The 21,372-nt window shown below is 63.5% G+C and carries 19 protein-coding genes and 1 pseudogene; 9 read left to right on the top strand and 11 right to left on the bottom strand.

Features of this window, described 5'->3' with window-relative positions; all coding sequences use genetic code 11:
* The first annotated feature begins 103 nt into the window (after window positions 1-103).
* Window positions 104-403, top strand: a complete 300-nt coding sequence (locus RBH77_RS04295) for a type II toxin-antitoxin system Phd/YefM family antitoxin (RefSeq protein ID WP_311030913.1) — start codon at window positions 104-106, stop codon at window positions 401-403.
* On the top strand, window positions 400-873 hold the full coding sequence (locus RBH77_RS04290; RefSeq protein ID WP_311030912.1) for a type II toxin-antitoxin system VapC family toxin: 474 nt from the start codon (window positions 400-402) through the stop codon (window positions 871-873). The genes RBH77_RS04295 and RBH77_RS04290 overlap by 4 nt, the downstream gene beginning before the upstream one ends.
* 91 nt (window positions 874-964) lie before the next feature.
* On the opposite strand, the pseudogene RBH77_RS04285 reads toward RBH77_RS04290, so the two are convergent.
* Together RBH77_RS04285 and RBH77_RS04280 are read right to left on the bottom strand one after the other, a co-directional pair.
* A pseudogene (locus tag RBH77_RS04285) lies at window positions 965-1,359 on the bottom strand (hypothetical protein); the annotation flags it as partial.
* A gap of 159 nt (window positions 1,360-1,518) precedes the next feature.
* On the bottom strand, window positions 1,519-3,906 hold the full coding sequence (locus RBH77_RS04280; RefSeq protein ID WP_311030911.1) for a thiamine pyrophosphate-binding protein: 2,388 nt from the start codon (window positions 3,904-3,906) through the stop codon (window positions 1,519-1,521).
* 135 nt (window positions 3,907-4,041) lie between these two features.
* Here RBH77_RS04280 and RBH77_RS04275 point away from each other — a divergent pair, with 135 nt between their 5' ends.
* Window positions 4,042-4,497 carry an Lrp/AsnC family transcriptional regulator gene (locus tag RBH77_RS04275; RefSeq protein ID WP_311030910.1) on the top strand — a complete coding sequence of 152 codons (456 nt, stop codon included), beginning with the start codon at window positions 4,042-4,044 and terminating at the stop codon, window positions 4,495-4,497.
* Window positions 4,498-5,050: 553 nt separating this feature from the next.
* Here the strand turns inward: RBH77_RS04275 and RBH77_RS04270 are convergent.
* The 3 genes from RBH77_RS04270 to RBH77_RS04260 form a co-directional block, all read right to left on the bottom strand.
* On the bottom strand, window positions 5,051-5,371 hold the full coding sequence (locus RBH77_RS04270; protein ID WP_371832866.1) for a helix-turn-helix domain-containing protein: 321 nt from the start codon (window positions 5,369-5,371) through the stop codon (window positions 5,051-5,053).
* The gene (locus RBH77_RS04265) at window positions 5,361-5,651 is read right to left on the bottom strand and encodes a type II toxin-antitoxin system RelE/ParE family toxin (protein ID WP_311030908.1); all 291 of its coding nucleotides are present in this window, start codon (window positions 5,649-5,651) and stop codon (window positions 5,361-5,363) included. Before RBH77_RS04265 ends, RBH77_RS04270 begins: the two co-directional genes overlap by 11 nt.
* A gap of 145 nt (window positions 5,652-5,796) precedes the next feature.
* Window positions 5,797-7,086 (bottom strand): tyrosine-type recombinase/integrase, encoded by a 1,290-nt coding sequence (locus tag RBH77_RS04260; RefSeq protein ID WP_311030907.1) that lies wholly within the window; start codon window positions 7,084-7,086, stop codon window positions 5,797-5,799.
* Window positions 7,087-7,681: 595 nt separating this feature from the next.
* Here RBH77_RS04260 and RBH77_RS04255 point away from each other — a divergent pair.
* A complete protein-coding gene (locus RBH77_RS04255; RefSeq protein WP_311030906.1) occupies window positions 7,682-8,350 on the top strand; it encodes a response regulator in 669 nt (222 codons plus the stop codon).
* A 7-nt stretch (window positions 8,351-8,357) separates the two neighbouring features.
* Complete coding sequence (locus RBH77_RS04250; RefSeq protein ID WP_311032425.1) at window positions 8,358-9,749, top strand: sensor histidine kinase; 1,392 nt, start codon at window positions 8,358-8,360, stop codon at window positions 9,747-9,749.
* Here the strand turns inward: RBH77_RS04250 and RBH77_RS04245 are convergent, their stop codons facing one another.
* From RBH77_RS04245 to RBH77_RS04225, 5 genes are all read right to left on the bottom strand, one after another.
* On the bottom strand, window positions 9,750-10,628 hold the full coding sequence (locus RBH77_RS04245) for an ABC transporter permease (protein ID WP_311030905.1): 879 nt from the start codon (window positions 10,626-10,628) through the stop codon (window positions 9,750-9,752).
* Window positions 10,629-10,639: 11 nt separating this feature from the next.
* A complete protein-coding gene (locus RBH77_RS04240; RefSeq protein ID WP_311030904.1) occupies window positions 10,640-11,494 on the bottom strand; it encodes an ABC transporter ATP-binding protein in 855 nt (284 codons plus the stop codon).
* Between the two features lie 136 nt (window positions 11,495-11,630).
* The gene (locus tag RBH77_RS04235; RefSeq protein ID WP_311032424.1) at window positions 11,631-12,611 is read right to left on the bottom strand and encodes an ABC transporter substrate-binding protein; all 981 of its coding nucleotides are present in this window, start codon (window positions 12,609-12,611) and stop codon (window positions 11,631-11,633) included.
* A gap of 369 nt (window positions 12,612-12,980) precedes the next feature.
* Window positions 12,981-13,628 carry a LysE family translocator gene (locus RBH77_RS04230; RefSeq protein WP_311030903.1) on the bottom strand — a complete coding sequence of 216 codons (648 nt, stop codon included), beginning with the start codon at window positions 13,626-13,628 and terminating at the stop codon, window positions 12,981-12,983.
* 77 nt (window positions 13,629-13,705) lie between these two features.
* Complete coding sequence (locus tag RBH77_RS04225; RefSeq protein WP_311030902.1) at window positions 13,706-14,974, bottom strand: Glu/Leu/Phe/Val family dehydrogenase; 1,269 nt, start codon at window positions 14,972-14,974, stop codon at window positions 13,706-13,708.
* Window positions 14,975-15,243: 269 nt separating this feature from the next.
* Between RBH77_RS04225 and RBH77_RS04220 the strand changes: the two genes are divergently transcribed.
* Genes RBH77_RS04220 through RBH77_RS04205 form a run of 4 tightly spaced genes read left to right on the top strand, consistent with a single transcriptional unit; the run spans window position 15,244 to window position 18,956 of the window.
* Window positions 15,244-16,473: an argininosuccinate synthase gene (locus tag RBH77_RS04220; RefSeq protein ID WP_311030901.1), complete on the top strand. Its 1,230-nt coding sequence runs from the start codon at window positions 15,244-15,246 to the stop codon at window positions 16,471-16,473.
* A 9-nt stretch (window positions 16,474-16,482) separates the two neighbouring features.
* Window positions 16,483-17,643, top strand: a complete 1,161-nt coding sequence (locus tag RBH77_RS04215; RefSeq protein ID WP_311030900.1) for a hypothetical protein — start codon at window positions 16,483-16,485, stop codon at window positions 17,641-17,643.
* Entirely contained in the window at window positions 17,640-18,227 is a 588-nt protein-coding gene (locus RBH77_RS04210; protein WP_311030899.1) for a protein-S-isoprenylcysteine O-methyltransferase, read from the top strand. Before RBH77_RS04215 ends, RBH77_RS04210 begins: the two co-directional genes overlap by 4 nt.
* 54 nt (window positions 18,228-18,281) lie before the next feature.
* A complete protein-coding gene (locus RBH77_RS04205; RefSeq protein WP_311030898.1) occupies window positions 18,282-18,956 on the top strand; it encodes a hypothetical protein in 675 nt (224 codons plus the stop codon).
* 757 nt (window positions 18,957-19,713) lie between these two features.
* Here the strand turns inward: RBH77_RS04205 and purH are convergent.
* Window positions 19,714-21,330 (bottom strand): bifunctional phosphoribosylaminoimidazolecarboxamide formyltransferase/IMP cyclohydrolase, encoded by a 1,617-nt coding sequence (gene purH / locus RBH77_RS04200; protein WP_311030897.1) that lies wholly within the window; start codon window positions 21,328-21,330, stop codon window positions 19,714-19,716.
* Window positions 21,331-21,372 lie beyond the last annotated feature (42 nt).

Raw genomic sequence — 21,372 nt, 5'->3', positions numbered from 1 at the left:
CCTCCTTCCTGCTTCGCCCCGATTCTTGCTCTCGTGTGCGATCTGGGTCTGGCAGGACACGGTTGTCGGTGCTATATCCCTGACCATCTGACTAGGTGAGAACATGGCCAAAAGCGCGGACGTGACGAAAGTACTGAAGGCTCGCCGGACTGCGGGCCGTCGATGGAAGCTGGAAGACGCCAAGGCGCGGTTCAGCGAGATGGTCCGGCATGCCCGCGAGGATGGGCCGCAGCGCGTCAGCGTGCGCGGCCAGGACGCGGTCGTCGTGATGAGCGTCGAGGAATTCGAGCGCCTCGCGCCCGCGAAACCGCGCGCGCCGTTCGTCGAATTCATGGAGAGCCTGCATCTCGACGGGCTCGATCTCGGCCGTGAGGCGGATGACGGCCGGGACGTCGAGCTTTGAAGGGTTGGCTGCTCGACACCAACGTCGTCGCCGCGCTGATCAATCCGCGTGGCGCGCCGTCGGTGAAGTCCTGGGCCGCCGGTCAGGACGAGGCCACCTTCCACATCAGCGTTCTGACGCTCGGCGAATACGACAAAGGCATCCACAATCTCGCCGACGACCATGTAGATCGGCCACGCTACACGGCCGCGCGCGATGCGCTGGCGGAGCGGTTCGGCGCCAGGGCGCTGTCGCTCGATGACGAGATCGTCCGGCGTTGGGGACGGATCTCCGGCGAAGTGAAACGCGCGAGCGGCCATGCCCCCCCGGTCATCGACACGATGCTTGGGGCAACGGCGATCGAACACGACCTTTATCTCGTCACCCGCAATGTGAAGGACACCAGGGCGTCCGGCGCGACGGTGTTCGATCCGTGGAATGACGATGCGACTATGTTTCCGCTGAGCCCGCGCGCGGCGCGGCGTCGATAGCGACATAAAAAAGGGCCGGACCCGAATGGGACCGGCCCTGAGATGCCAACGGCGGAAGAATGGGCGAGGCCGAAGCCTCGCCCGAGGCGGCTCAGCTGAGCGCGGCCAGCTGGAGTTCGGCCGCCTTGCGGCCGACGGCCTGGCCGGATTGTCGATTGGGCGCTCGAACGGCTTCCAGCGCTCGCCGACGACCTGCTCGTAGGCTGCGACCACACCCCTGGCCGCCATGCGAAGCGCATGCGGCTGAAGCGCCATGTCTACGGCGAACTCACGCTTGCGCTGCGCGGCGCTGTCGAAGCCGACCGGACCGTCGAGGTCCTCGTCGCGGACGTCGTTGGCGGCCTTGGCCGTGGCGTCGCGCGCCTCCGTCAGGGCGCGGGAGTAGAACTGGCCTGCCCCGTGGGCGGAGCCGACCTAGGCACCGATGATGCGCTGCAGGTGAATCTGCATCGCCCGCTCGCCGAGGCCTTCATCGAGCGCGTCTGCCAGTCTGCTTCTGGCCCCCGGTTACCTCGGCGGTTGGATGCGCCAAGAACGGCGGCTTCTGGAGAGCCATCAGTGATCTAGGAACGATCGAGATGGGGTCGAAAGTGGTCTTACTGAGCGCTTTGCGACTACGTCTTCAATCTGTTCGACCTGGATACGCTACATCGCCCGGAGGTGGCGGATGGGTCGGCCGGGCGTGAGCGTCTGTGCCGCTTTGGCGATCCCCTGCGCGTCGATGCCGAAATGGCGGTAGAGGTTGGCGAGCGTGCCGGTCTGGCCGAAATGCTCGATACCCAGCGACCGCATGCGATGGCCGTGGACGGATCCCAGCCAGGCGAGCGTCGCCGGATGGCCGTCGATGACGCTGACGATGCCGCAATTGGAAGGCATGTCCGACATCAGCCGTTCGATATGGCTGCTGGCGTGGGACAGGCCGGCCTCGCGGGCGCGCTGAGCCGCCGTCCAACCGGCATTCAGCCGGTCGGCAGAGGTGATGGCCAGCAGACCGACGTCGCGTCGATCCTCGCCCATCAGCCCGACCGCCTCGATCGCTTCCGGTGCCATCACCCCGGTGTAGGCGACGACGATCTGCGCGTTCGGCCCCGGTTTACGCATCCAGTAGGCGCCGTTGATGATGTCCTGCCTGAGCGTGGTCGTCATCTCCCGACGCGGCTGCTCGATCGAGCGCGTTGACAGCCGCAGATAGACCGAGCCGCCCGTGGCGTCGCGCAACCAAGTCGTCTCGTCCGGTTCCTGCTCGCCTGAGCGCTGCATGTATTCGAAGGCCCAGCGCATCATGACCGCGAGTTCGTCTACGAATGCTGGCTCGAAGCTCGCCAGCCCGTCTTGTGCGATGCCGATCAGGGGCGTCGCGATCGACTGGTGGGCTCCGCCCTCCGACGCCAGCGAGATGCCCGACGGCGTGGCGGCCAGCATGAAGCGCGCATCCTGATAGCAGGCGTAGTTGAGCGCATCGAGGCCGCGCTCGATGAAGGGATCGTAGAGCGTGCCGACCGGCAGCAGGCGCTCGCCAAAGATCGAGTGCGACAGGCCGAGCGCCGACAGCATTATGAACAGGTTCATCTCGGCGATGCCGAGCTCCATATGCTGGCCGTCGGGCGAGAAGGTCCAGTTGTAAGTCGAGGGGATCTTTTCAGCCCGGAAAAGGTCGGCCATCTGCTCCTTGGCGAACAGGCCCCGGCGGTTGACCCATGCGCCCAGATTGGTGGAGACGGTGACGTCGGGAGAAGTCGTCACGATGCGGGACGCGAGCTCATTGTCCGATTTGCCGATCTCATGCATCAGCAGCCCGAAGCCCTGCTGCGTGGACATTGATGGCTGCGCGCCAAAGGCGAGTTCTCCAGGAACCTCGATCGTCGGTGCCGCGTAGCGTCGGGTGCCCTTCTGCACGAATGGCACTGCCGAGAGAAAGCCGCGCAATTCGGATTCCGGGATGCCCAACCCCTCGAAGGGCTCCCATTCCCGGCCCTCGCGGACCTGCATCGTCTCGCGCACCGCAGCCACCTGCGACGGCGTCATCAGGCCGGCGTGATTGTCCTTATGACCGGCAAGCGGCAAGCCAAAGCCCTTGATCGTATAAGCGATGAAGCAGACTGGGCGGTCATGTTCGCGCGCCTGCCGGAATGCGTCGAGGATGGATGGCAGATCGTGTCCGCCGAGATTTCCCATGAGCTGGGCGAGTTCTGCGTCGCTGCGCATCTCGATCAGGCGTGAAACCGGTCCCTGGTCGCCGAGATCATCCATCAGGCGCTTGCGCCATGCGGCCCCGCCCTGAAAGGTGAGCGCGGAATAGAGCTGGTTGGGGCAGCTGTCGATCCAGTCGCGCAGCCGCTCGCCGCCCGGTTCCGCGAAGGCGGCCTTCTGCAGGCTGCCGTACTTCAGCACCACGACGTCCCAGCCGAAATTACGGAAGATCGTCTCGAAGCGCTCCCACAGTCCCTCGCGGATCACCGCGTCCAGGCTTTGCCGGTTGTAGTCAACCACCCACCAGGTGTTGCGCAGACCATGCTTCCAGCCTTCCATCAAGGCTTCAAAGATGTTGCCTTCGTCCATTTCTGCGTCACCGATCAGTGCCACCATCTTGCCCTCCGGCAGATCGGCGGCCCAGCCCTTGGCATGGACGTAGTCCTGCACGAGCGACGAGAACAGCGTCTGAGCTACGCCCAGGCCCACTGAGCCAGTGGAGAAATCGACGTCGTCGATGTCCTTGGTGCGTGACGGATAGGACTGGACGCCTTTGTATCCGCGAAAGTTCTTCATCTTCTCCAGCGACTGGTTGCCCAGAAGATACTGGATCGAATGGAAGATCGGGCTGGCGTGAGGCTTCACCGCGACGCGGTCCTCGGGTCGCAGAACGGAGAAATAAAGCGCCGTCATAATGGTCGCGAGCGATGCCGACGATGCCTGATGGCCGCCGACCTTCAGACCATCCTCGCTGTCGCGCAGATGGTTGGCGTTGTGAATCATCCAGGTCGCCAGCCAGAGAACCTTCTTCTCCAGCGCGCCCAGAATCTTGTCGTTGCCCATCGGACCCTCCTTGCTCGTCCGAGGCTATGATTTTTCCCGAGATGAAACCGATCAAAGTTCGATTGCTTCTCATGAAAATTTGGCTGAAATTGCCAAAATCTTATTGCTCCGATGCAGAACGAGCCAAGTCTTGACATGGATCCTATCGACAAGAAGATTCTCCAGGCGCTTCAGATTGACGGGAAGATGACGGTCGCCGACTTGGCTGATCGAGTTGGCCTGTCGCAATCGCCTTGCGCGCGGCGCACGCGCAATCTGGAGCGCGACGGTATCATCAAGGGCTACACGGCCGTCGTGGACCAGACCAAGGTTGGCCTGCCGATCAGCGCCTTCGCCTCCATCAAGCTGGAACGCCAGCGCGAGGAGGATCTCGACCGCTTCGCCGAGGCTGTGGCGCGATGGCCGGAAGTCGTCGACTGCTACCTCATGACGGGTCAGCGCGACTATCTGATGCGTATCGTCGCGCGTGATCTCGAAGCCTATGAGCACTTCCTCAAGCAGAAGCTCTCCCGTCTCGACGGTGTCGCTTCTATCGAGACCAGCTTCTCCCTTGGCCAAGTCAAACGGTCGGAAGTGCTGCCGCTGGAGTGACCGATCGAGGTCGCACGGGCAGCCTCCATCGTTCGGTACGGTCCGGGCAGCGCCTTCCCCCGTCAATACTCACGGCGGTGGCGAGGTGATATTCGTTCTTGATGGAATCTTCCAGGCGAGGCCGGCAGCTACTTCCGCAATCCGCGCGGCACGTTCCCGCTTCGCGATGGATGCACCCTCTTCGTTCGCCTCTGGCAGTTCCGCGAGGGCGACGTCAAGCGGGCGGGGGACGTAAGGCTATCCTGCGGGCAGGTGCCGCTTCGGCAACCATTCTATTCAAAGATGCCCGTGAGGAGGTCCGCTTCCAGGAATGGACAGCCGGCGAGCGCGTGACGGTTGAGAACGATCGCGGCCTCGAGTTTTTTGGTCCTCGCGGGGAGCTTCGTGTCGGTGACGAAGCGCGACGCCGACCAGGATCGTCCGCCAGCCCGGCGAAGTCGCGGTGGGCTCCTGTGCAAAGGCGCGATCGCCGCGCTCACTCTGTTCGATGACGGAGCCAAGCGGTTGACTGGCGGACAGACGCCACCTTCACCGCCAGCAACGGAAGATGCGGTCACGCAATTGATTGAAGGCCCTTGGCCTTGACCAAATTCAGCAGTTTGAGTGAGGGGCCGTCCGGGCGCTTCTCGCCGCGTTCCCATTTGCTAATGGCATCCTTCCGTACATTCAGATAGTGCGCGAAAACGGGCTGCGAGACCTGCTCGCGCTCGCGCAGCGTACGGATCTCGTCCGGACTGAGTGGCTGGACCGGCGTAAGGCATATGGCATCGAACTCGCGCATCGTCGCCTTGTCGACCAAGCCGGCCTTATGTAGGCCGGCAGCTGTCTTGTGAACGGAGGCAAGGATGCCGCTGTCAGCCTTCTTATTCTTCATCATCTGTCACTACCTCGACCAGTTCACCAGTTCCTTGCGCCCTGCAAAGCTCCTCGTCTGAAAACCCGAGTAGCACACCAGCTAGTTGCTTAAGCGCCTTCAATTCTTTCGCCCACACATTCGCCTTGTCACTCTTGGCAAAGCCGTGAACGAAGAAGCCATGGTCACCGATCCTGAACACGACAATCGTGCGAAAGCCACCCGATTTGCCACCGCCTTCGCGTGCGACTCGCTGCTTGAACACACCTCCGCCGAGATCAGCATCGTATCGACCATCCATCACCTCCGCCGTCGCTTGAAGCAGCCTATCGGCGGAGAGACGGGGACCTGCGCGCGAACCGGGCAAACTCCTTCGTGACGAACACGGTCATGCCGAACGGTGCTCGCGTCCGTTTACATCTCTATAGTCCTTGGAACTATACTTTTCAAGTGGCGGAGGCATGAGTAGCGTCCTGACGAGCCGAGCGACGGGACCGCCGTCCGCGCCCCGACTGGTCCAGAATGGAAGTGATCTCGTCCGCCACCTTGTCGGCCGCAAGCTGCAGCGCTTCGTCTATGTGGATGTAGCGCTGCGTCACGCCACGCGCGGCATGGCCGAGAAGTGCGGCGATCGTCAATTCCGAGAAGCCGAGATCGGCGGCGACACTGGCGAAAGTATGCCGAAGCGTATGCAGGGTCACGTCTTCGAGGCCCACGCGCGCGCAGACGCGATCGAACACGCGGACCAGGCCGATGAAGTGCCCGTCTCCCCAATCCGCAGGAAAGAAAAAGGGAGATTTCGTCTTGGGCTGCGCCAGGAGCAAGTCGACCGCAGACTGGCCGATAACACGGATTTGTGCGCCGCTCTTGGTGTCGGGAAAGCGGATCGCACCCTCTTCCTCGTCGAGCCAGGCGCGCTCCAATCCGAGCCCTTCCATGCGGCGGAAGCCGGTCAGCAGTAGGAAGCGGATGGCGGCAAGGCCGGTGGGGTGCTCGCCGTCCTTCTCGGCCGCAAGCATCGCCCTGCCGAGATATTCGATCTCGGCGCGGTTGAGCCGCCGGTCGCGCGGTGTGCTGGCGATCTTGCGAACGCCTCTGGCTGGATTGCCCTCGATCTTTCCGAGCCGGACTGCGTGCTCGAGGATGGCATGGAGCGTCGACATAGTTCGACTAGCGACGCCTTCTCCACCGGTGGTGACGCCGCCGCGAGAACCCGTTCGTGGTTTCGACGTCTTTCCTGCCACTATATCGGCCTGTGCGCCTTCGATGTCGCCGAGGTTGAGGGTGCTGACGATGCGCCTGCCGAGCAACGGCTTGATGTGGGCCTCGATGCGACTCTTGTCCATCCTCAGCGAGGATGCCTTGATCGGGCGTCTGCGCCGGCCAAGGAGGCGGCCCGCCTCCGCTTCGCTGAGATACCAGTCGCACAGGGCGGCGACTGTCAAGGGCTCGGTATCGCCCTCATCGTCAATCTCGGCCGGGTCCTCCCCGGCCGCGATGGCGCCGAGTTTGATCTTGGCTTCGCCGCGCGCGAGTTCGAGCGTCATGATGCCGTGGCGCCCGATATTGATGCGACGGCTTTTGCCGGATGCGTTCCGGTACTGGAGGATGAAGGTCTTGGCTCCGGCCTTGGTGACCCGGACGCCGAAGCCCTTCAATTCGCCGTCCCACAGGAATGCCTGTCCCGATGCCGGGGGCCGGAGAGCGTCCACTGCCTTGATTGTGAGCTTGCCCATTTCGCTGTCCTGCTTACATATTGCTTACACGGGCTGATTCTAGCACGCGTGTAAGCACTGTGTAAGCACATTTCGGGAAAATCTCGGCCATTCCAGAGAGGGAAAGCGAAGGTCGATCCTGGATCATCGTTGTATCGCAGTAAGTTAGAGAAACACCGGTTATTGTGGCGAAGACGCTCGGGGAAGTTGCCAAGGTTGGGGTCGAGCGTTCGAATCGCTTCACCCGCTCCAGATTTCCCAACGTCGAAAAGCCGCGGAATTCCGCGGCTTTCGTGTTTTCCGGGCGGTTGAAATCGCAGGGCACGGAAGCGGCTCAAGAGGTCGCGGTTACACGCGGGTTACCACTTTGGAAAATCCACGGAGCGTGAAATCGCGGGGTCGCGAGAGTGCGCCGAAGTATATTAAAATCCACGAAATCGATCCGAAAAAGACGCTGTCTCGAGGCCGAGGCCGACGAACACGATGGCGCTCCGGACGGCCTGATCTCAGCCTCAGACCAGAGGAGGGGCCGGTCCCGAGCGGCAAAAGCTTGGCGAAAGGCGCAAAATCGTTCATTGAAAAGCAGCCGGCCTTTCCGGTCGCAAAGGAAGGATCCATGCGGCTGCTATTGGTGGAGGACAATCGCGAGCTTGCCGCCTGGCTGGGCAAAACATTACGGCAGGCCAACTACGCCGTGGACATTGCCCATGACGGGGAAGAAGCCGAGCATGCGCTGGCGGTAGGCGAATATGCGCTTGTCATCCTCGACCTTTCATTGCCGAGACGGGGCGGGCTGGAGGTGCTGCGTGACCTGCGCGCCGCGGGCAATCGCGTGCCCATCATCGTCCTGACCGCCAATGCCAGCCTGGACGGTCGTGTCAGGGGGTTGAACGAAGGCGCCGACGACTATCTGGCCAAGCCTTTCCAGATTGAAGAACTGGAGGCGCGCATTCGCGTGCAGTTGCGTCGCGCGAGCGATCGTTCCGCTCCCGTGGTGACCTGCGGGACGCTGGCATTCGACACCAATACGCGGCTGTTTACCCTGGCCGGCGAACCGCTGGCGCTCACGCCGCGCGAGCATGCCGTGCTGGAACAGCTCATGCTCAAGGCGGGCCGCACCATCAGCAAGGCCGCGCTTTCGGCCGCAGTCTATGATTTCGACGCCGACGCCGACCCCAGTGCGATCGAGATCTATGTCCATCGCGTGCGCAAGAAGCTGGAGGGCGCGCAGGTCAACATCGTCACGCTGCGCGGGCTCGGCTACCTTCTGCGCCATGAAGCGTAAGTCGGGCATGCCCGGGGCGCGGCAACCCGGAAGCCTTCGCTTGCTGCTACTGGCGTGGGTGGTATTGCCGATGGCCGGGCTTGCCACCGTCAATCTTTGGACCAGCCACAGCAATGCGGTGGCCACGGCCGATCTGGTGACCGACCGCATGCTGGTCGGCTCCGCACGCGCGATCGCCGAGCAGGTGGCGGTGATCGACGGCGTGCTGGACGCCACTGTCCCGCCTGCCGCCATCGAGATGTTCGATACCGGCGACCACGACAGCGTCTACTATCAAGTGGTGACGGCGCAAGGACGGCTGCTGACGGGATATCCCGACATGCCGACGGCGCCAAGGAACGTGCGTACCGGCATCGGGGCCGATTATCGGAATGAGAGGCTGCGGCTGCTGTCGCTCACCCATCCCATTGTCGGAGCAGGCGCGGATTCGCCGATTACGGTGACACTCGGCGTAACGCTGGCCGGCCATGCCTCGATGGTGCGGCGGCTATGGGCAACGGCTTTCGCCCAGCAATTTGCCCTCGTCGCGCTCGCCGCCATTTTCGTATTGATCGGCCTTCATCGCGGCCTGCGGCCGCTGCTTGCGCTGCGCAATGCGGTGCGGTTTCGCGACAAGGCCGATCTCGAGCCGATCTCGGTGGCCGGCGCACAGAGTGAAATTCGGCCGCTGATCGAGGCGCTTAACGCCTACATGGAACGCGTGCGGGCGCAAATGGCCGCGCAACGCCGCTTCATCGCCAACGCGGCCCACCAGTTGCGCACGCCGCTGGCGCTGCTTTCGACACAAGCCGCGTTTGCGCTGCGCGAGACCGGAACGCAGGCGCGCGAGGAAGCACTCATCGCGTTGCAGGCGAGTGCCGGACGCCTTGCAAGGCTGGCCGGACAGTTGCTCACCCTGTCGCGAGCCGAACCGGGCAGCCGGCGGCCGCGCGCCGATCGTGTCGATCTCGCGGACGACGCGCGCCGCGTGCTGGAAGAATGCGCGCCGATGGCGCTCGATCGGCGCATCGACCTCGGGCTGGAGGCTCCCGGTGCCGCGCCGGTGATCGGCGACGGAACGATGCTGCGCGAGATGATCGTCAACCTCGTCGATAATGCGCTGCGCTACACGCCGGCCGGCGGCAACGTCACCGTGGAAGTGCGCGCCGTCGGCGACGCCGCGGTGCTGGCGGTCTCCGACGACGGGCCGGGCATTCCGGCTGAAAAGCGCGAACAGGTGTTCGAACGCTTCTATCGCATCGATGGAACGCAGGGTGACGGCAGCGGGCTGGGATTGGCGATCGTGCGCGAGGTGGCCGAAAACACCGGCGGCCGCGTTGCCCTTTCGGACAGCGTGGCCGGCGGATTGCTGGTCGAAGTCCACCTGCCGCTCGCGCAGGACAGGCAAAGATCAGACTGATCAGGTTCCCTGTTCGTTGAAGGATGGCGGCCGCCATTTCGCCAGGCGGTTTTCGATCTGCGTGATCACGAACTCGACGACCAGCGCCATCACCGCCAGGATGATCATGGCGGAGAAGACGCCGTTGGCGTTGAAGGCGCCCTGCGCCGTCGAGATCAGCAGCCCCATGCCCTTCTTGGCGCCGAGGAACTCGCCGACGACGGCGCCGACTAGAGCGAAGCCGAAGGAGACATGCAGGCTCGCCAGAATCCAGCTCATCGCCGAGGGGATGATGACGGTGCGCGTGATCTGGTAGGGCGAAGCGCCGAGGATCTGCGCATTGGCGATCATGGCGCGGTCGGCCTCGCGTACGCCCTGGAAGGCATTGGCGAAGACGACGAAGAACACCATCACGAAGGCCAGCGCCACTTTCGAGGCCATGCCGAGGCCGAGCGCGATGATGAAGACGGAACCGAGAACGACGCGGGGCACCGAATTGGCGATCTTGATGTAGATCGAGAAGACGTCGGCGAGCAGCCGGTTACGGCCGAGAATGATGCCGGCGATCACACCGCAGACGGCACCGATGAAGAAGCCGATGAACGTCTCTTCCAGCGTCACGTAGATCTGCTCCCAGAGCGGACCCTGCGACGTTCCCTCCGTGATCCAGGACCATATCTGCTTCCCGATCCCGGAAGGACTGGAGAAGAAGAAGGGATCGATGACGCCGCTATCGGCGCCCAGTTCCCAGAGGCCCAGGAAAACGATCAGCAGCGCCAGCCGAAGCGTGATGACGAGCGCATAGCGCCGGCGGGCACGCGCCCTGACGCTCAGCTCCGCTGACGCGATCGCCGCGTCGCGTGCCGAACCGGCGGTTTCGGTAGGAGAAACTAAAGCCATGAGATGCCTCCTCAATGACCCGACGCGAGCGTGCGGCTCTGGCCGATCTGGACTTCTTCGCGCAGATCGTTCCAGATGATCCGGGCGATTTCGACGAACTGGGCATCGTAACGGATATCGGCCATGACACGCGGGCGCGGCAGGTCGATCTGATAGACGCTCTTGACGGTTCCCGGGCCGGCGGTCAGCACGTAGACCTTGTCGGCAAGCGCGATCGCTTCTTCGAGATCGTGCGTCACGAAGACGACCGACGATTTGAGATCCGTCCACAATTTCAGCAATTCGTCCTGCATCAGCGCGCGCGTCTGCACGTCGAGCGCACTGAAGGGCTCGTCCATCAAGAGGATCTTCGGTTGGTTTATGAACGTTTGCGCCAGGGCAACGCGCTTCCTCATGCCGCCCGAAAGCTGGTGCGGATAATGCGTTTCGAAGCGGGCAAGGCCGACGCGCGCGATCCAGTCGCGCGCTCGCCGATAGGCCTCGCTCCTGGGCACGCCACGATAGATCGGTCCCACCGCGACATTGTCGATGACGTTTCGCCAGGGGAAGAGCGCGTCCGCCTGGAAAACGAAGCCGATATCGGGGCTGATACCCTCGACGGGCTCACCCATGACACGGACTGTGCCCGTGGTGGGCTTCAGAAGGCTGGTGACGAGGTTAAGCGTCGTCGACTTGCCGCATCCCGTCGGGCCCACGACACAGGCGAACTCCCCCCGGGCCACCGTCATGGTGAAATCGCGGAGCGCCGTCATCATGTGGCCATCCGGCGTGGTGAAGCGCAAGGTCACGTCGTCGATCGCGATCGCCGCATCCTTGGCCGAAGCATCCGGCGTCACTTTCCGTGTAGCAACGGTCTGTACGTTCATGATTCTCTCCGGTGATTTGGCGTGGAAATAACCTCCGCCGGGGCGCAGGCCATTTGCCTGCCCACATTCAACGGGCTCCACCTATATCCATGCTCCGGGGACCCCGGCGACGTTGCCGGGCTCCCCGGGAAGCTCTTTAGTTCGAGCTCAGCTTCTTGTTCGCGGCGTCCACGAACGCGGTCGTATAGGTCTTGGAGAGATCGATCTGCTTGCCCTTTACGGTCTTGTTGAAGGTGGCCTGCACCTTCAGCACCGTTTCGGGGCCGTTGGCCGGCATGCGGCCGTCCGGTGTGAACATGGCCTTGCCTCCGGCGAGGCCCTTCACGTAAAGCGCCTTGTCGCCGGCGTAATAGTCCTTCGGCATTTTGTCGGCGATCTCCTCGGCCGAATGCGTGGCGATGTAGTGCATCGTCTTGACCATGGCGTCAGCGAGTTTCTGGAGCTCCTCCTTGTGGCTGGTCGCCCAGTTCGACTGAACGTAGAAGGAAGCGGCCGGATAAGGTCCGCCGAGCGCGGCCGTCGTCTTTTCGGGCGTGCGCATATCGACGAGAACCTCGGCCTCGCCGGTTTTCAGGAGGCGACTGATCGTCGGTTCGGTCGTCATGCCCGCCTGGATCTGGTTTTGGGTGATCGCGGCAATGAAGGTATTGCCTGCGCCGACCGGCAGGAGCGAGTAGTCCCCGGGCTTGAGGTTCGCGCGCACCGCCAGATACTGGGTGAGGAAATCGGTCGAGGAGCCGAGCCCGGTGACGCCGAGCGTCTTCCCTTTGAAGTCGGCCGGCGACTTGACCTCCGGATGTTTCGAGGAGACGAGTTCGACCTCGCCCGGAGCCTGGCTGAACTGAACGATCGATTCGATGTACTTGCCCTTCGACTGCAGGTCGATCGTATGGTCGTAGAAGCCGACGACCCCCTGGACCGCGCCTGCGAGAAGCTCGTTCTCGGCCTCGACGCCGGCTCGCGTGTTGAGCAGTTCGACATCCAGCCCCTCGTCCTTGAAATAGCCGAGCTGCTGGGTGAGGACGACCGGCAGGTAGATCTGCTTTTCGATGCCGCCGACGATAATGGTGATCTTGTCTGCGGCGGAAGCCGTTGTTGCGCCTATGGCGGCGCCCATGGCGAGCGCAATGGTGGTTGCGCGCAAAATATTTTTCGAAATGAAACGGGTCACTTGGTTTCCTCCTTTAGGGCGGCGTGCCTGAGTATCGCCGCATCTCCTCCTGCCGGTATCGCCGGCGTACGGCTTGCAGCCGTGAAGACATTGATACGCCGGCAAGCTTTCAACTCGCTTTCAGCGGCGGCGGCCTGAACAGGAGCGGTCCAAAATCGTCCGACTTGCGTCGGCACCAGAATTCCCATGGTCACTGCGATATGGCGATCGCGACTGCCTGCGACGAGCCGAGTGTGCCAGTCCGATCTGGACCGAGACCGATGAACTCGATCCGATGACCGGGCCTTTTTGTCTGCCGCCATGGCGGCGTTGCGTTCACGACCGGGCGTGGGCGGAAAGTATTTTCAGCGCGAAAGCCGAGAAGACACCGGCGAAGAGATAATCGGTCATGCGCGTGACGCGCGGACTTTTCTTGAGGAGCGAGGCGAAGCCGTCCGCCGCCAGCACCATCGGGATAGTGATCGGCACCGACAGCACGATGAACAGCAACCCCAGGAAGAACAGCTTGCCGGGCGCGTGCGGATCGTGGGCCGACACGAATTGCGGCAGGAAGGTCATGAAGAACAGGATGATCTTCGGGTTGAGCAGGTTGATCCCGACGCCTTTCGCCCAGTTGCGGAAGAGCGAATGGGACGAGCCGCCGGCCTCTTTCTCGGGCTTGAACGCCGAACCGTGCCGGATCGCATTGAAGGCAAGCCAGATCAGATAGCCGGCGCCGCAGACCTTCAGCACCAGGAAAGCTTCCGGCGAAGCCACGATCAGTGCCGAGAGACCGACTGCCACCATCGTCGTGTGGATGACGCAGCCACTCAGCGCCCCGGCCATGCACGCCAACCCCGCGGCACGGCCCTCCGAAAGCGCGCGGCCGACGAAGAGCGTCATGTCCGGCCCCGGCGTGATCGCCAGGATGAACGTCGCCACGGCGAACTGGATCAGCACCGAAAGATCGGGAACGAAGGACATGAAAACGATCCGGCCTTTCTTTCACGAAGGCGCCGCCGGCGCGGCGCCTCCACGCGGAAATCTTCTAGCAGGCCGCTTCAGCTATCGAAATAGCTTTGCGTTCCATGCGCCTCGATGGCTTCGGCAAGCCGGCTGAGCGCGTGGACATAGGCGGCGGTGCGCATGGTGATCCCGCGCTTGGCGGCAAGTTCCCATATCCCGCGACCCTCGCGCTCCATGATGGTGCGCAGCCTGTCGTGGATTTCCTGCAATTCCCAGTAATAGCCCTGCTTGTTCTGGACCCACTCGAAATAGGAGACGGTGACGCCGCCCGCATTGGCCAGGATGTCCGGCAGCACGACGATATCGCGCTTGGCGAGAATATCGTCGGCGTCATGGGTGACGGGCCCGTTGGCGAGCTCGAGCACGACGCGGGCCTTGACCGTGTCGGCATTGTCCGCGTCGATCATGTTCTCGAGCGCCGCGGGAACCAGGATGTCGCATTCGACCCCCACCAGCCGGTCGGCGCTCAGCGCCTCGTGCCCGTTCTTGCCGATGGTGGCGATGACGGAATTGTTAGCCTGCTTGGCCGCCAGCAAGGCGTCGAGCGAAAGGCCGTTCGCCGACTGTACCGCGCCACCCGAATCCGATACCGCGACGATGCTGTGGCCATCCGCCTCGAACAGGGACGCGATATACTGGCCGGCATTGCCGAAGCCCTGAATGGCGACGCGCAGCTTTCCCCGCAGGCCGAGTTCCTCGGCCAGATGGCGCACCAGGTAATAACCGCCGCGCGCGGTGGCGTCGCCGCGGCCGACCGAACCGCCGAGCGCCAGCGGCTTGCCGGTGATGACCGCCGGCGAGGCGCTGCCCACGATCTGGCTGTATTCATCCGCCATCCAGCCCATGATCATGGCGTTGGTATAGACGTCGGGGGCCGGGATATCCCGGTCGGGCCCGATAATGCGGGAAAAGGCCTGGATGTAAGCGCGCGACAGGCGTTCCAATTCCGCCTTGGAAAGCTTGCGCGGGTCGACCTGTACGGCGCCCTTGCCGCCCCCATAGGGAAGATTCATCACGGCGCATTTGAACGTCATCCAGAACGCCAGCATCTCCACCTCGTCGGCCGTCGTGCTGGGGTGGAAACGGATGCCGCCCTTGGTCGGCCCGCGCGTATCGTCATAACGGCACCGCCAGGCGAGGAACGATTTCCGCGAGCCGTCGTCCATGCGGATCATCAGCCGCGCCTTGGTCGTTTCGCGCGGATATTTCAGCTTCTCGATCACATCGGCATCGACATTGATGTGGCGCGCGGCTTCGTCGAGACGAACGAGCGCGCTGTCGAGAAGGCTGCTGTCTTCGGTCATGATATGTCCCTGTAATGATGTTCCTGTACGGCTTTGCATGGCTTGCACGGCCGGATGGCCGCGGTCTCCATTGCACAGAATGAGGCGAGTGCCCATTGAAACTTTGGTTGCCCGGCCATGCAATTTCCGCTTCATGCGACCAATCGTCCGGGCCATGAGGATGACGGGCGATTCATCGGGCGATCCGCCCCGCTTGTCCGGCTGCGCTTTCCTGCTATGAGTGCGCCCATAGTCCGCCCTGTCGCGCCAACCGAAATACCGGAAACACCATGTCTACGCTGAAAGACGTCAAGAAGGTCGTGCTCGCCTATTCTGGGGGGCTCGATACATCGATCATCCTGAAATGGCTGCAGACGGAGCTTGGCGCCGAAGTCGTCACCTTCACCGCCGACCTCGGCCAGGGCGGCGAACTGGAGCCGGCGCGCCGGAAAGCGGAGATGCTCGGCATCAAGGACATCCGCGTCATGGATCTGCGCGAGGAATTCGTGAAGGACTTCGTCTTTCCGATGTTCCGCGCCAACGCGCTTTACGAGGGCGTCTACCTGCTCGGCACGTCGATCGCGCGGCCGCTGATCTCCAAGCATCTGGTCGAGATCGCGAAGGAGACGGGCGCCGACGCGATTGCCCATGGAGCAACCGGCAAGGGCAACGACCAGGTCCGCTTCGAACTGTCGGCCTACGCGCTCAATCCCGACATCAAGGTGATCGCTCCATGGCGCGACTGGTCCTTCAAGTCGCGCACCGATCTCCTGAATTTCGCCGAGGCGCACCAGATTCCGGTGCCGAAGGACAAGAAGGGCGAGGCGCCGTTCTCGGTGGACGCCAACCTGCTGCACTCTTCTTCCGAAGGCAAAGTGCTCGAGGATCCGTGGAGTGAACCACCTGAATTCGTCCATCAGCGTACCGTCTCGCCGATGGATGCGCCCGACAAGGTCACCGAGATCACCGTCGAGTTCAAGCGCGGCGACGCGGTGGCGCTGAACGGCAAGGCCATGTCGCCGGCTACCCTTCTCGCTGCGCTTAACGATCTCGGCCGCGACAACGGCATCGGCCGCCTTGACCTCGTCGAAAACCGCTTCGTCGGCATGAAGTCGCGCGGCGTCTACGAGACGCCGGGCGGCACCATCCTGATCGCCGCCCATCGCGCCATCGAATCGATCACCCTCGACCGCGGCGCGGCGCACCTCAAGGACGAGCTGATGCCGCGCTACGCGGAGATGATCTACAATGGTTTCTGGTTCTCGCCCGAGCGCGAGATGCTGCAGGCCCTGATCGACAAGAGCCAGGAAGAGGTCGAAGGAACGGTGCGTCTCAAGCTCTACAAGGGCAACGTCATAGTCACCGGCCGCAAGTCGCCGAAATCGCTCTATTCCGACGCGCTCGTCACCTTCGAGGACGATCGCGGCGCCTATGACCAGAAGGACGCGGCAGGCTTCATCCGCCTGAACGCGCTGAGGTTGAGGACGCTCGCCGCGCGCAATCGCCGGGGTGATCGCTAAAAGGCAGACATGACCGTCGCCCGCCGCCTCGCCCTGGTCTTTCCCGGCTTCGAGCCGATCCCGGTCGAGGCGCATTGTGCCCGCTTCGTTCGCGAGGCGAAGAAGAACGCGCCGGTGTTCGACATGAAAGTCGAGACGAGCGAACCCGCCTTCGCAAGAGAGGGCGTCAGCACCGCCGGATTCACCGTCCATGCCTCCGGTGAAGACTGGCGGACCGACACTGAAATCGTTCTCTATGGCCTCGACGACCTGAATGACGCCTATGCCGAGCGCGGCGGCGTGCTGCGTACGCTCGCCGGGCTTGCCGCGCTCGCCGATTTCGTGGTTACCGGCACCTTCTTCCGTTTCGTTCGGACGAGCTGGCGCTACGGACTGTTCTTCCTCTATCCGGTGGCGCTTCTCCTCGCCGCTTTGCTGATCGGCGTCCTGGTCGCTCGTTTCCTGCCGGGAGATCGGGAATTCCGCTGGGTCGCCGGACTGATCGCCTTCGTTCTGGCGCTGTGGCTGGCCTCGTTGAAAATGCATTTCCTCCTGATGATGGACGACTGGGCCTGCGCCCGCGACATCGCGCGCGGCGGAAGCTCCGACATCGGCGAACGTATCGGTCTCATAGCCGCGGATATAAGGCAGCGAATCGAGGCGACCGACGCGGACGAGATCCTGCTCGCCGCGCACAGTTTCGGCGCGATCACCGCCATACTGGCCCTGGAATCGGCCCTCAGGCACAGCCGGCCCCAGGCGGAGATCGGCCTTCTGACGACCGGGTCGAGCCTGCTCAAGGTGGCGCTGCATCCGGCCGCCACGAAGCTCCGGGAAGCGGTGGCGGCCATCGTCGCCAGCCCCGTCACCTGGATCGACGTGCAGTCGCTGACCGACCCGATCAACTTCTACGGCAGCGACCCGAAGAAGGCGCTCGGCATCGTCGCCGGAAACGGCCCCCGCATCCTTCACGTGCGCTTCCGAAGCCAACTCGGCGAAAGCACATATCGCGCGATCAAGTACAATTTCTTCCGGGTGCACCGCCAGTTCGTCTATGCGTCGGAGAAGCGCACGGGTTATTCCTTCCATGCGATCCTCTGTGGGCCCCAGCCCCTTTCCGAGATCGCGGCTCACGGCGGACTGGCGGCTCATTGGCCCGCACACGGAGCGCCCGAAAGGCTGGGATTGTGAGCCTCGTCGTCGCCGGCAAGGCACTCTGGGCGGTGCTCGTGGTGACGTGGTATGTGCTGCGCGTCCCCTTCGCACGGCGCTCGAAGCGCACCAGGATCAGCCGTAATGCCAAGGGCATGGCGGAGCGGCTGAGGCTTGCCATATCGACGATCGGGCTCGGCATCGTGCCCTTCATCTATGTCGCGACGGGATGGCCGCGTTTCGCCTCCTATCGGCTCGAGCCGATCCCGTTTCTCCTCGGTGTACTGGCAGCGGTGGGCGCGGTCGTCCTTTTCCGCCTCACCCACAAGGCGCTCGGCAGGATGTGGTCGGTTTCGCTGCAATTGCGGGAAGGCCACAGGCTTGTCACAAGCGGGGTCTATCGGACGCTGCGCCACCCGATGTATTCGGCGTTCTGGCTGATGGCATTGGCACAGGCGCTGCTCCTGCCGAACTGGGTGGCGGGGCCGGCGGGGCTTGTCGGTTTCGGCCTGCTCTTCGCGTCGCGCATCGGGCCGGAGGAACGAATGATGGAAGAAGCGTTCGGTGACGAGTACCGTGCCTATCGCGACCGTAGCTGGCGGATCATTCCTTACATCTATTGACGATTGCCACGATCTTAGGTTGATAGGCGCGGCTAATTTTCCTCGAGGGCTATCGTGCGTTCCGTTTTCAGATTCCTGCTTGCGGCGTTGACCGCCGCATCTCTTGCCGGCTGCCAGTCGGTGGCGTCGGTCGACAGCGCCACGGCTCCCGTCGATGCGTCCGTGAAGACGGCGGGCACGACGCCGGTCGAATTCCCGCAGCTCACCTGCGCAAAATACGGCAAGCCGCTCGGCCTCGACGCCAAGCTGACCGCAAGCCGCGTGCGCAAGGGCGACCCCTATTACATCGAGTTCCGCTACCGCAAATCCTACGCCATCATCTCCGGGCATATGTACGACGTCTTCGGGCGGCTGGATAAGGACGGCAACGTCCTTACGCGGCAATATATCGGCCTGTTCCCGTCGGGCAGCGTGCTTGGCCTTTACGGCGGCGCCATCGTGCCGGTGCCGGGCGAACTCCTGCCGAGCAGCCGCGATTGCGATTACACGCCAGGCGCCGCCTACCGCGTCTCGCTGACGGCGGACCAGTATCAGAAGCTTCTGGTCAAGGTGCGGCAGGCGCTCGCCCATCCGCCGCTCTGGCACATGGAGTTCTATAACTGCAACCATTTCGCCGCGGGGCTCGGCTCCGTGGCCGGACTGAGGCCGGCGGATGCGCACCTGCTGCCCTCCTTCGCTTACATCCACGCCTTCATCAAGGCGAACGGCGACAAGGAGGTTTCGGGGTAAGAGCGTTTCTCCTTTCGCTCACGCCCGCACCGCCGCTTTCGCGGCTAGGCTCCGCGGGGGCGCGGCCCATGCCGCGACGCCCGGTCGGGCTTTGGGGTATGCCTCTCGTTTGAAGTTTATCGTTTGTAAAAATACTCCCCATCCTCCACCCGGGCAGGAGACTATCGCGTCTGTGATCGCACACGCTCCATCCTCGCCACGCCCGGTTTCTCCACCGTCTGGCCATTGATCATTCGGGAAAGACGGGCGGCCGAAAGCCCGCTCATCTAGTAAATTATGTGCGACCTTGCGGCCGCCCGTCCGGCGATTTCTGTTCCCGCCTGTTCCGCTGCTCCCGAAGCGCTCTTCTGTCTCGGGTCTGTGTGCCTCTTTCCGACACGCAGGGGTCATAGTGCCCCCAGGGGAACCTCCCGGCAGGACCTCCCCGGCCATGATGCCACGTCAGCATCACAGCGGAGGCGCCGGCTCCTCCCCACGCAATCACCGTCATGATCGGTGTTCCCGATGGGAGGAACTGACGGGGAGTATGGAGGAAGGGAAAAGGGCGTGGATAAAGGGAGAGAAGAAAAATGCGGGAAGCGCGGAGATCAGCGGTTTCCGGAGGCCGGCAGGCGCGATCCTATCCACGTTCTGGCGGGAGGCCACCCACACTTCGTCATTCCTGGCCCTTCCGACAATCGTCGAGGATGGGGAGCCCGGCGAGGCAACGCCGAACCGTTGGGCGAAACTTGGCGATAGGTGATCGCTCGACCCGCCATCAATGCCGGAAATGGCGCATGCCGGTCAGCACCATGGCCAGCCCATGTTCGTCGGCGGCGGCGATGACATCCTCGTCACGCATCGAGCCGCCGGGCTGGATGACGGCCGTGGCACCGGCTTCCGCTGCCGCGAGCAACCCGTCCGCGAAAGGGAAGAAAGCGTCGGAGGCGACGACGCTTCCCTTCGTCCCGGGCTCGCTCCGGCCGGCTTCACGCGCCGCGTCGAGCGCCTTGGTAGCGGCGATCCTGGAGGAATCCACCCGGCTCATCTGCCCGGCGCCGATGCCGACCGTCGCCAGATCCTTCGCATAGACGATCGCGTTCGACTTGACGTGCTTGGCGACGCGGAAGGCGAATTTGAGATCGGCCATCTCCCGGTCGCTCGGGGCGCGCTTCGTTACGACCTTGAGATCCAGATCATCGACATTGCCATTGTCGCGCGACTGGACGAGCAACCCGCCGGCGACCGTCTTCGCGGTGATGCCGGGCGCGCGCGGGTCGGGCAGGTCGCCGGCAAGGAGCAGGCGCAGATTCTTCTTGGCCGCGACGATCGCCCGCGCTTCCTCGGTGGCGTCGGGCGCGATGATGACTTCGGTGAAGAGCTTGACGATCTCGGCGGCGGCTTCCGCGTCGAGCATCCGGTTCAACGCCACGATGCCGCCGAAGGCGGATACCGGATCGCAGGAAAGCGCGTTGCGGTAGGCTTCGACCACGCTTCCCGCCTCGGCGACGCCGCACGGATTGGCATGCTTGATGATGGCGACGGCGGCGCTGCGCTTCGGATCGAACTCGGCGACCAGTTCGAAGGCGGCATCGGTGTCGTTGATGTTGTTGTAGGAAAGCTGCTTGCCCTGCACCTGCCGCGCTGTCGCCACGCCCGGGCGCTTTTCTCCGGTGACATAGAAGCCGGCCTGCTGGTGCGGGTTCTCGCCATAGCGCATGACGTTCTCCAGCCGCCCGCCGAAGGCGCGCCAGGCGGGATGCTCGATATCGAGCGCGTCGGCGAACCAGTTGGAGATCGCCGCGTCATAGGCGGCCGTCCGCGCGAAAGCCTTTGCCGCCAGCCTCTGCCGGAACTCGTAGGAAAGGCTGCCGGAATTCAGTTCCAGCGCGTTCAGCACCGCGTCGTAGTCGGTAGCGTCCGTCACCACCGCCACATAGGCATGGTTCTTCGCCGCCGCGCGGACCATCGCCGGTCCGCCGATATCGATGTTCTCGACCGTCGCGGCATAGCCGGCGCCCGACCAGCGCACTTCCTCGAAGGGGTAGAGGTTGATGACGACGAGGTCGATCGGCTTGATGCCGTGCGTCTCCATCGCCGATGCATGTTCGGGGTCATCGCGAACGCCGAGCAGCCCGCCATGGACCATGGGATGCAGCGTCTTGACGCGGCCGTCCATGATCTCGGGGAAGCGGGTGAGATCGGACACGTCCCGGACCGCCACGCCGGCCTCGGCGATGGCCTTCGCCGTGCCGCCCGTCGAAACCAGCTCGACACCGGCATGGGCGAGCTTGCGGGCGAAATCGGCAAGGCCTGTCTTGTCGGAGACGGAAAGAAGGGCGCGGCGCACCGGCACCAGGTCGGGCGCCGGGATGTTCTTCGAGGCAACGGCCATGATCGCGAAATCTCCGGGAAAGGATGCGCGCGAACTAGCACG

The organism is Mesorhizobium koreense (genome assembly GCF_031656215.1).
In the GTDB taxonomy this organism is placed as follows: domain Bacteria; phylum Pseudomonadota; class Alphaproteobacteria; order Rhizobiales; family Rhizobiaceae; genus Mesorhizobium_L; species Mesorhizobium_L koreense.
This window is presented reverse-complemented; position numbering and strand designations above follow the sequence as displayed.

Excerpts from the sequence above, each read along its gene's own strand:
- RBH77_RS04240 (WP_311030904.1), bottom strand. The coding sequence starts at position 11,494 with ATGAACGTACAGACCGTTGCTACACGGAAAGTGACGCCGGATGCTTCG.
- purH (WP_311030897.1), bottom strand. The coding sequence starts at position 21,330 with ATGGCCGTTGCCTCGAAGAACATCCCGGCGCCCGACCTGGTGCCGGTG.
- RBH77_RS04270 (WP_371832866.1), bottom strand. The coding sequence starts at position 5,371 with ATGAAGAATAAGAAGGCTGACAGCGGCATCCTTGCCTCCGTTCACAAG.
- RBH77_RS04230 (WP_311030903.1), bottom strand. The coding sequence starts at position 13,628 with ATGTCCTTCGTTCCCGATCTTTCGGTGCTGATCCAGTTCGCCGTGGCG.
- RBH77_RS04255 (WP_311030906.1), top strand. The coding sequence starts at position 7,682 with ATGCGGCTGCTATTGGTGGAGGACAATCGCGAGCTTGCCGCCTGGCTG.
- RBH77_RS04220 (WP_311030901.1), top strand. The coding sequence starts at position 15,244 with ATGTCTACGCTGAAAGACGTCAAGAAGGTCGTGCTCGCCTATTCTGGG.
- RBH77_RS04295 (WP_311030913.1), top strand. The coding sequence starts at position 104 with ATGGCCAAAAGCGCGGACGTGACGAAAGTACTGAAGGCTCGCCGGACT.
- RBH77_RS04215 (WP_311030900.1), top strand. The coding sequence starts at position 16,483 with ATGACCGTCGCCCGCCGCCTCGCCCTGGTCTTTCCCGGCTTCGAGCCG.
- RBH77_RS04280 (WP_311030911.1), bottom strand. The coding sequence starts at position 3,906 with ATGGGCAACGACAAGATTCTGGGCGCGCTGGAGAAGAAGGTTCTCTGG.
- RBH77_RS04235 (WP_311032424.1), bottom strand. The coding sequence starts at position 12,611 with ATGGGCGCCGCCATAGGCGCAACAACGGCTTCCGCCGCAGACAAGATC.
- RBH77_RS04250 (WP_311032425.1), top strand. The coding sequence starts at position 8,358 with ATGCCCGGGGCGCGGCAACCCGGAAGCCTTCGCTTGCTGCTACTGGCG.
- RBH77_RS04275 (WP_311030910.1), top strand. The coding sequence starts at position 4,042 with ATGGATCCTATCGACAAGAAGATTCTCCAGGCGCTTCAGATTGACGGG.
- RBH77_RS04225 (WP_311030902.1), bottom strand. The coding sequence starts at position 14,974 with ATGACCGAAGACAGCAGCCTTCTCGACAGCGCGCTCGTTCGTCTCGAC.
- RBH77_RS04265 (WP_311030908.1), bottom strand. The coding sequence starts at position 5,651 with ATGGATGGTCGATACGATGCTGATCTCGGCGGAGGTGTGTTCAAGCAG.
- RBH77_RS04245 (WP_311030905.1), bottom strand. The coding sequence starts at position 10,628 with ATGGCTTTAGTTTCTCCTACCGAAACCGCCGGTTCGGCACGCGACGCG.
- RBH77_RS04260 (WP_311030907.1), bottom strand. The coding sequence starts at position 7,086 with ATGGGCAAGCTCACAATCAAGGCAGTGGACGCTCTCCGGCCCCCGGCA.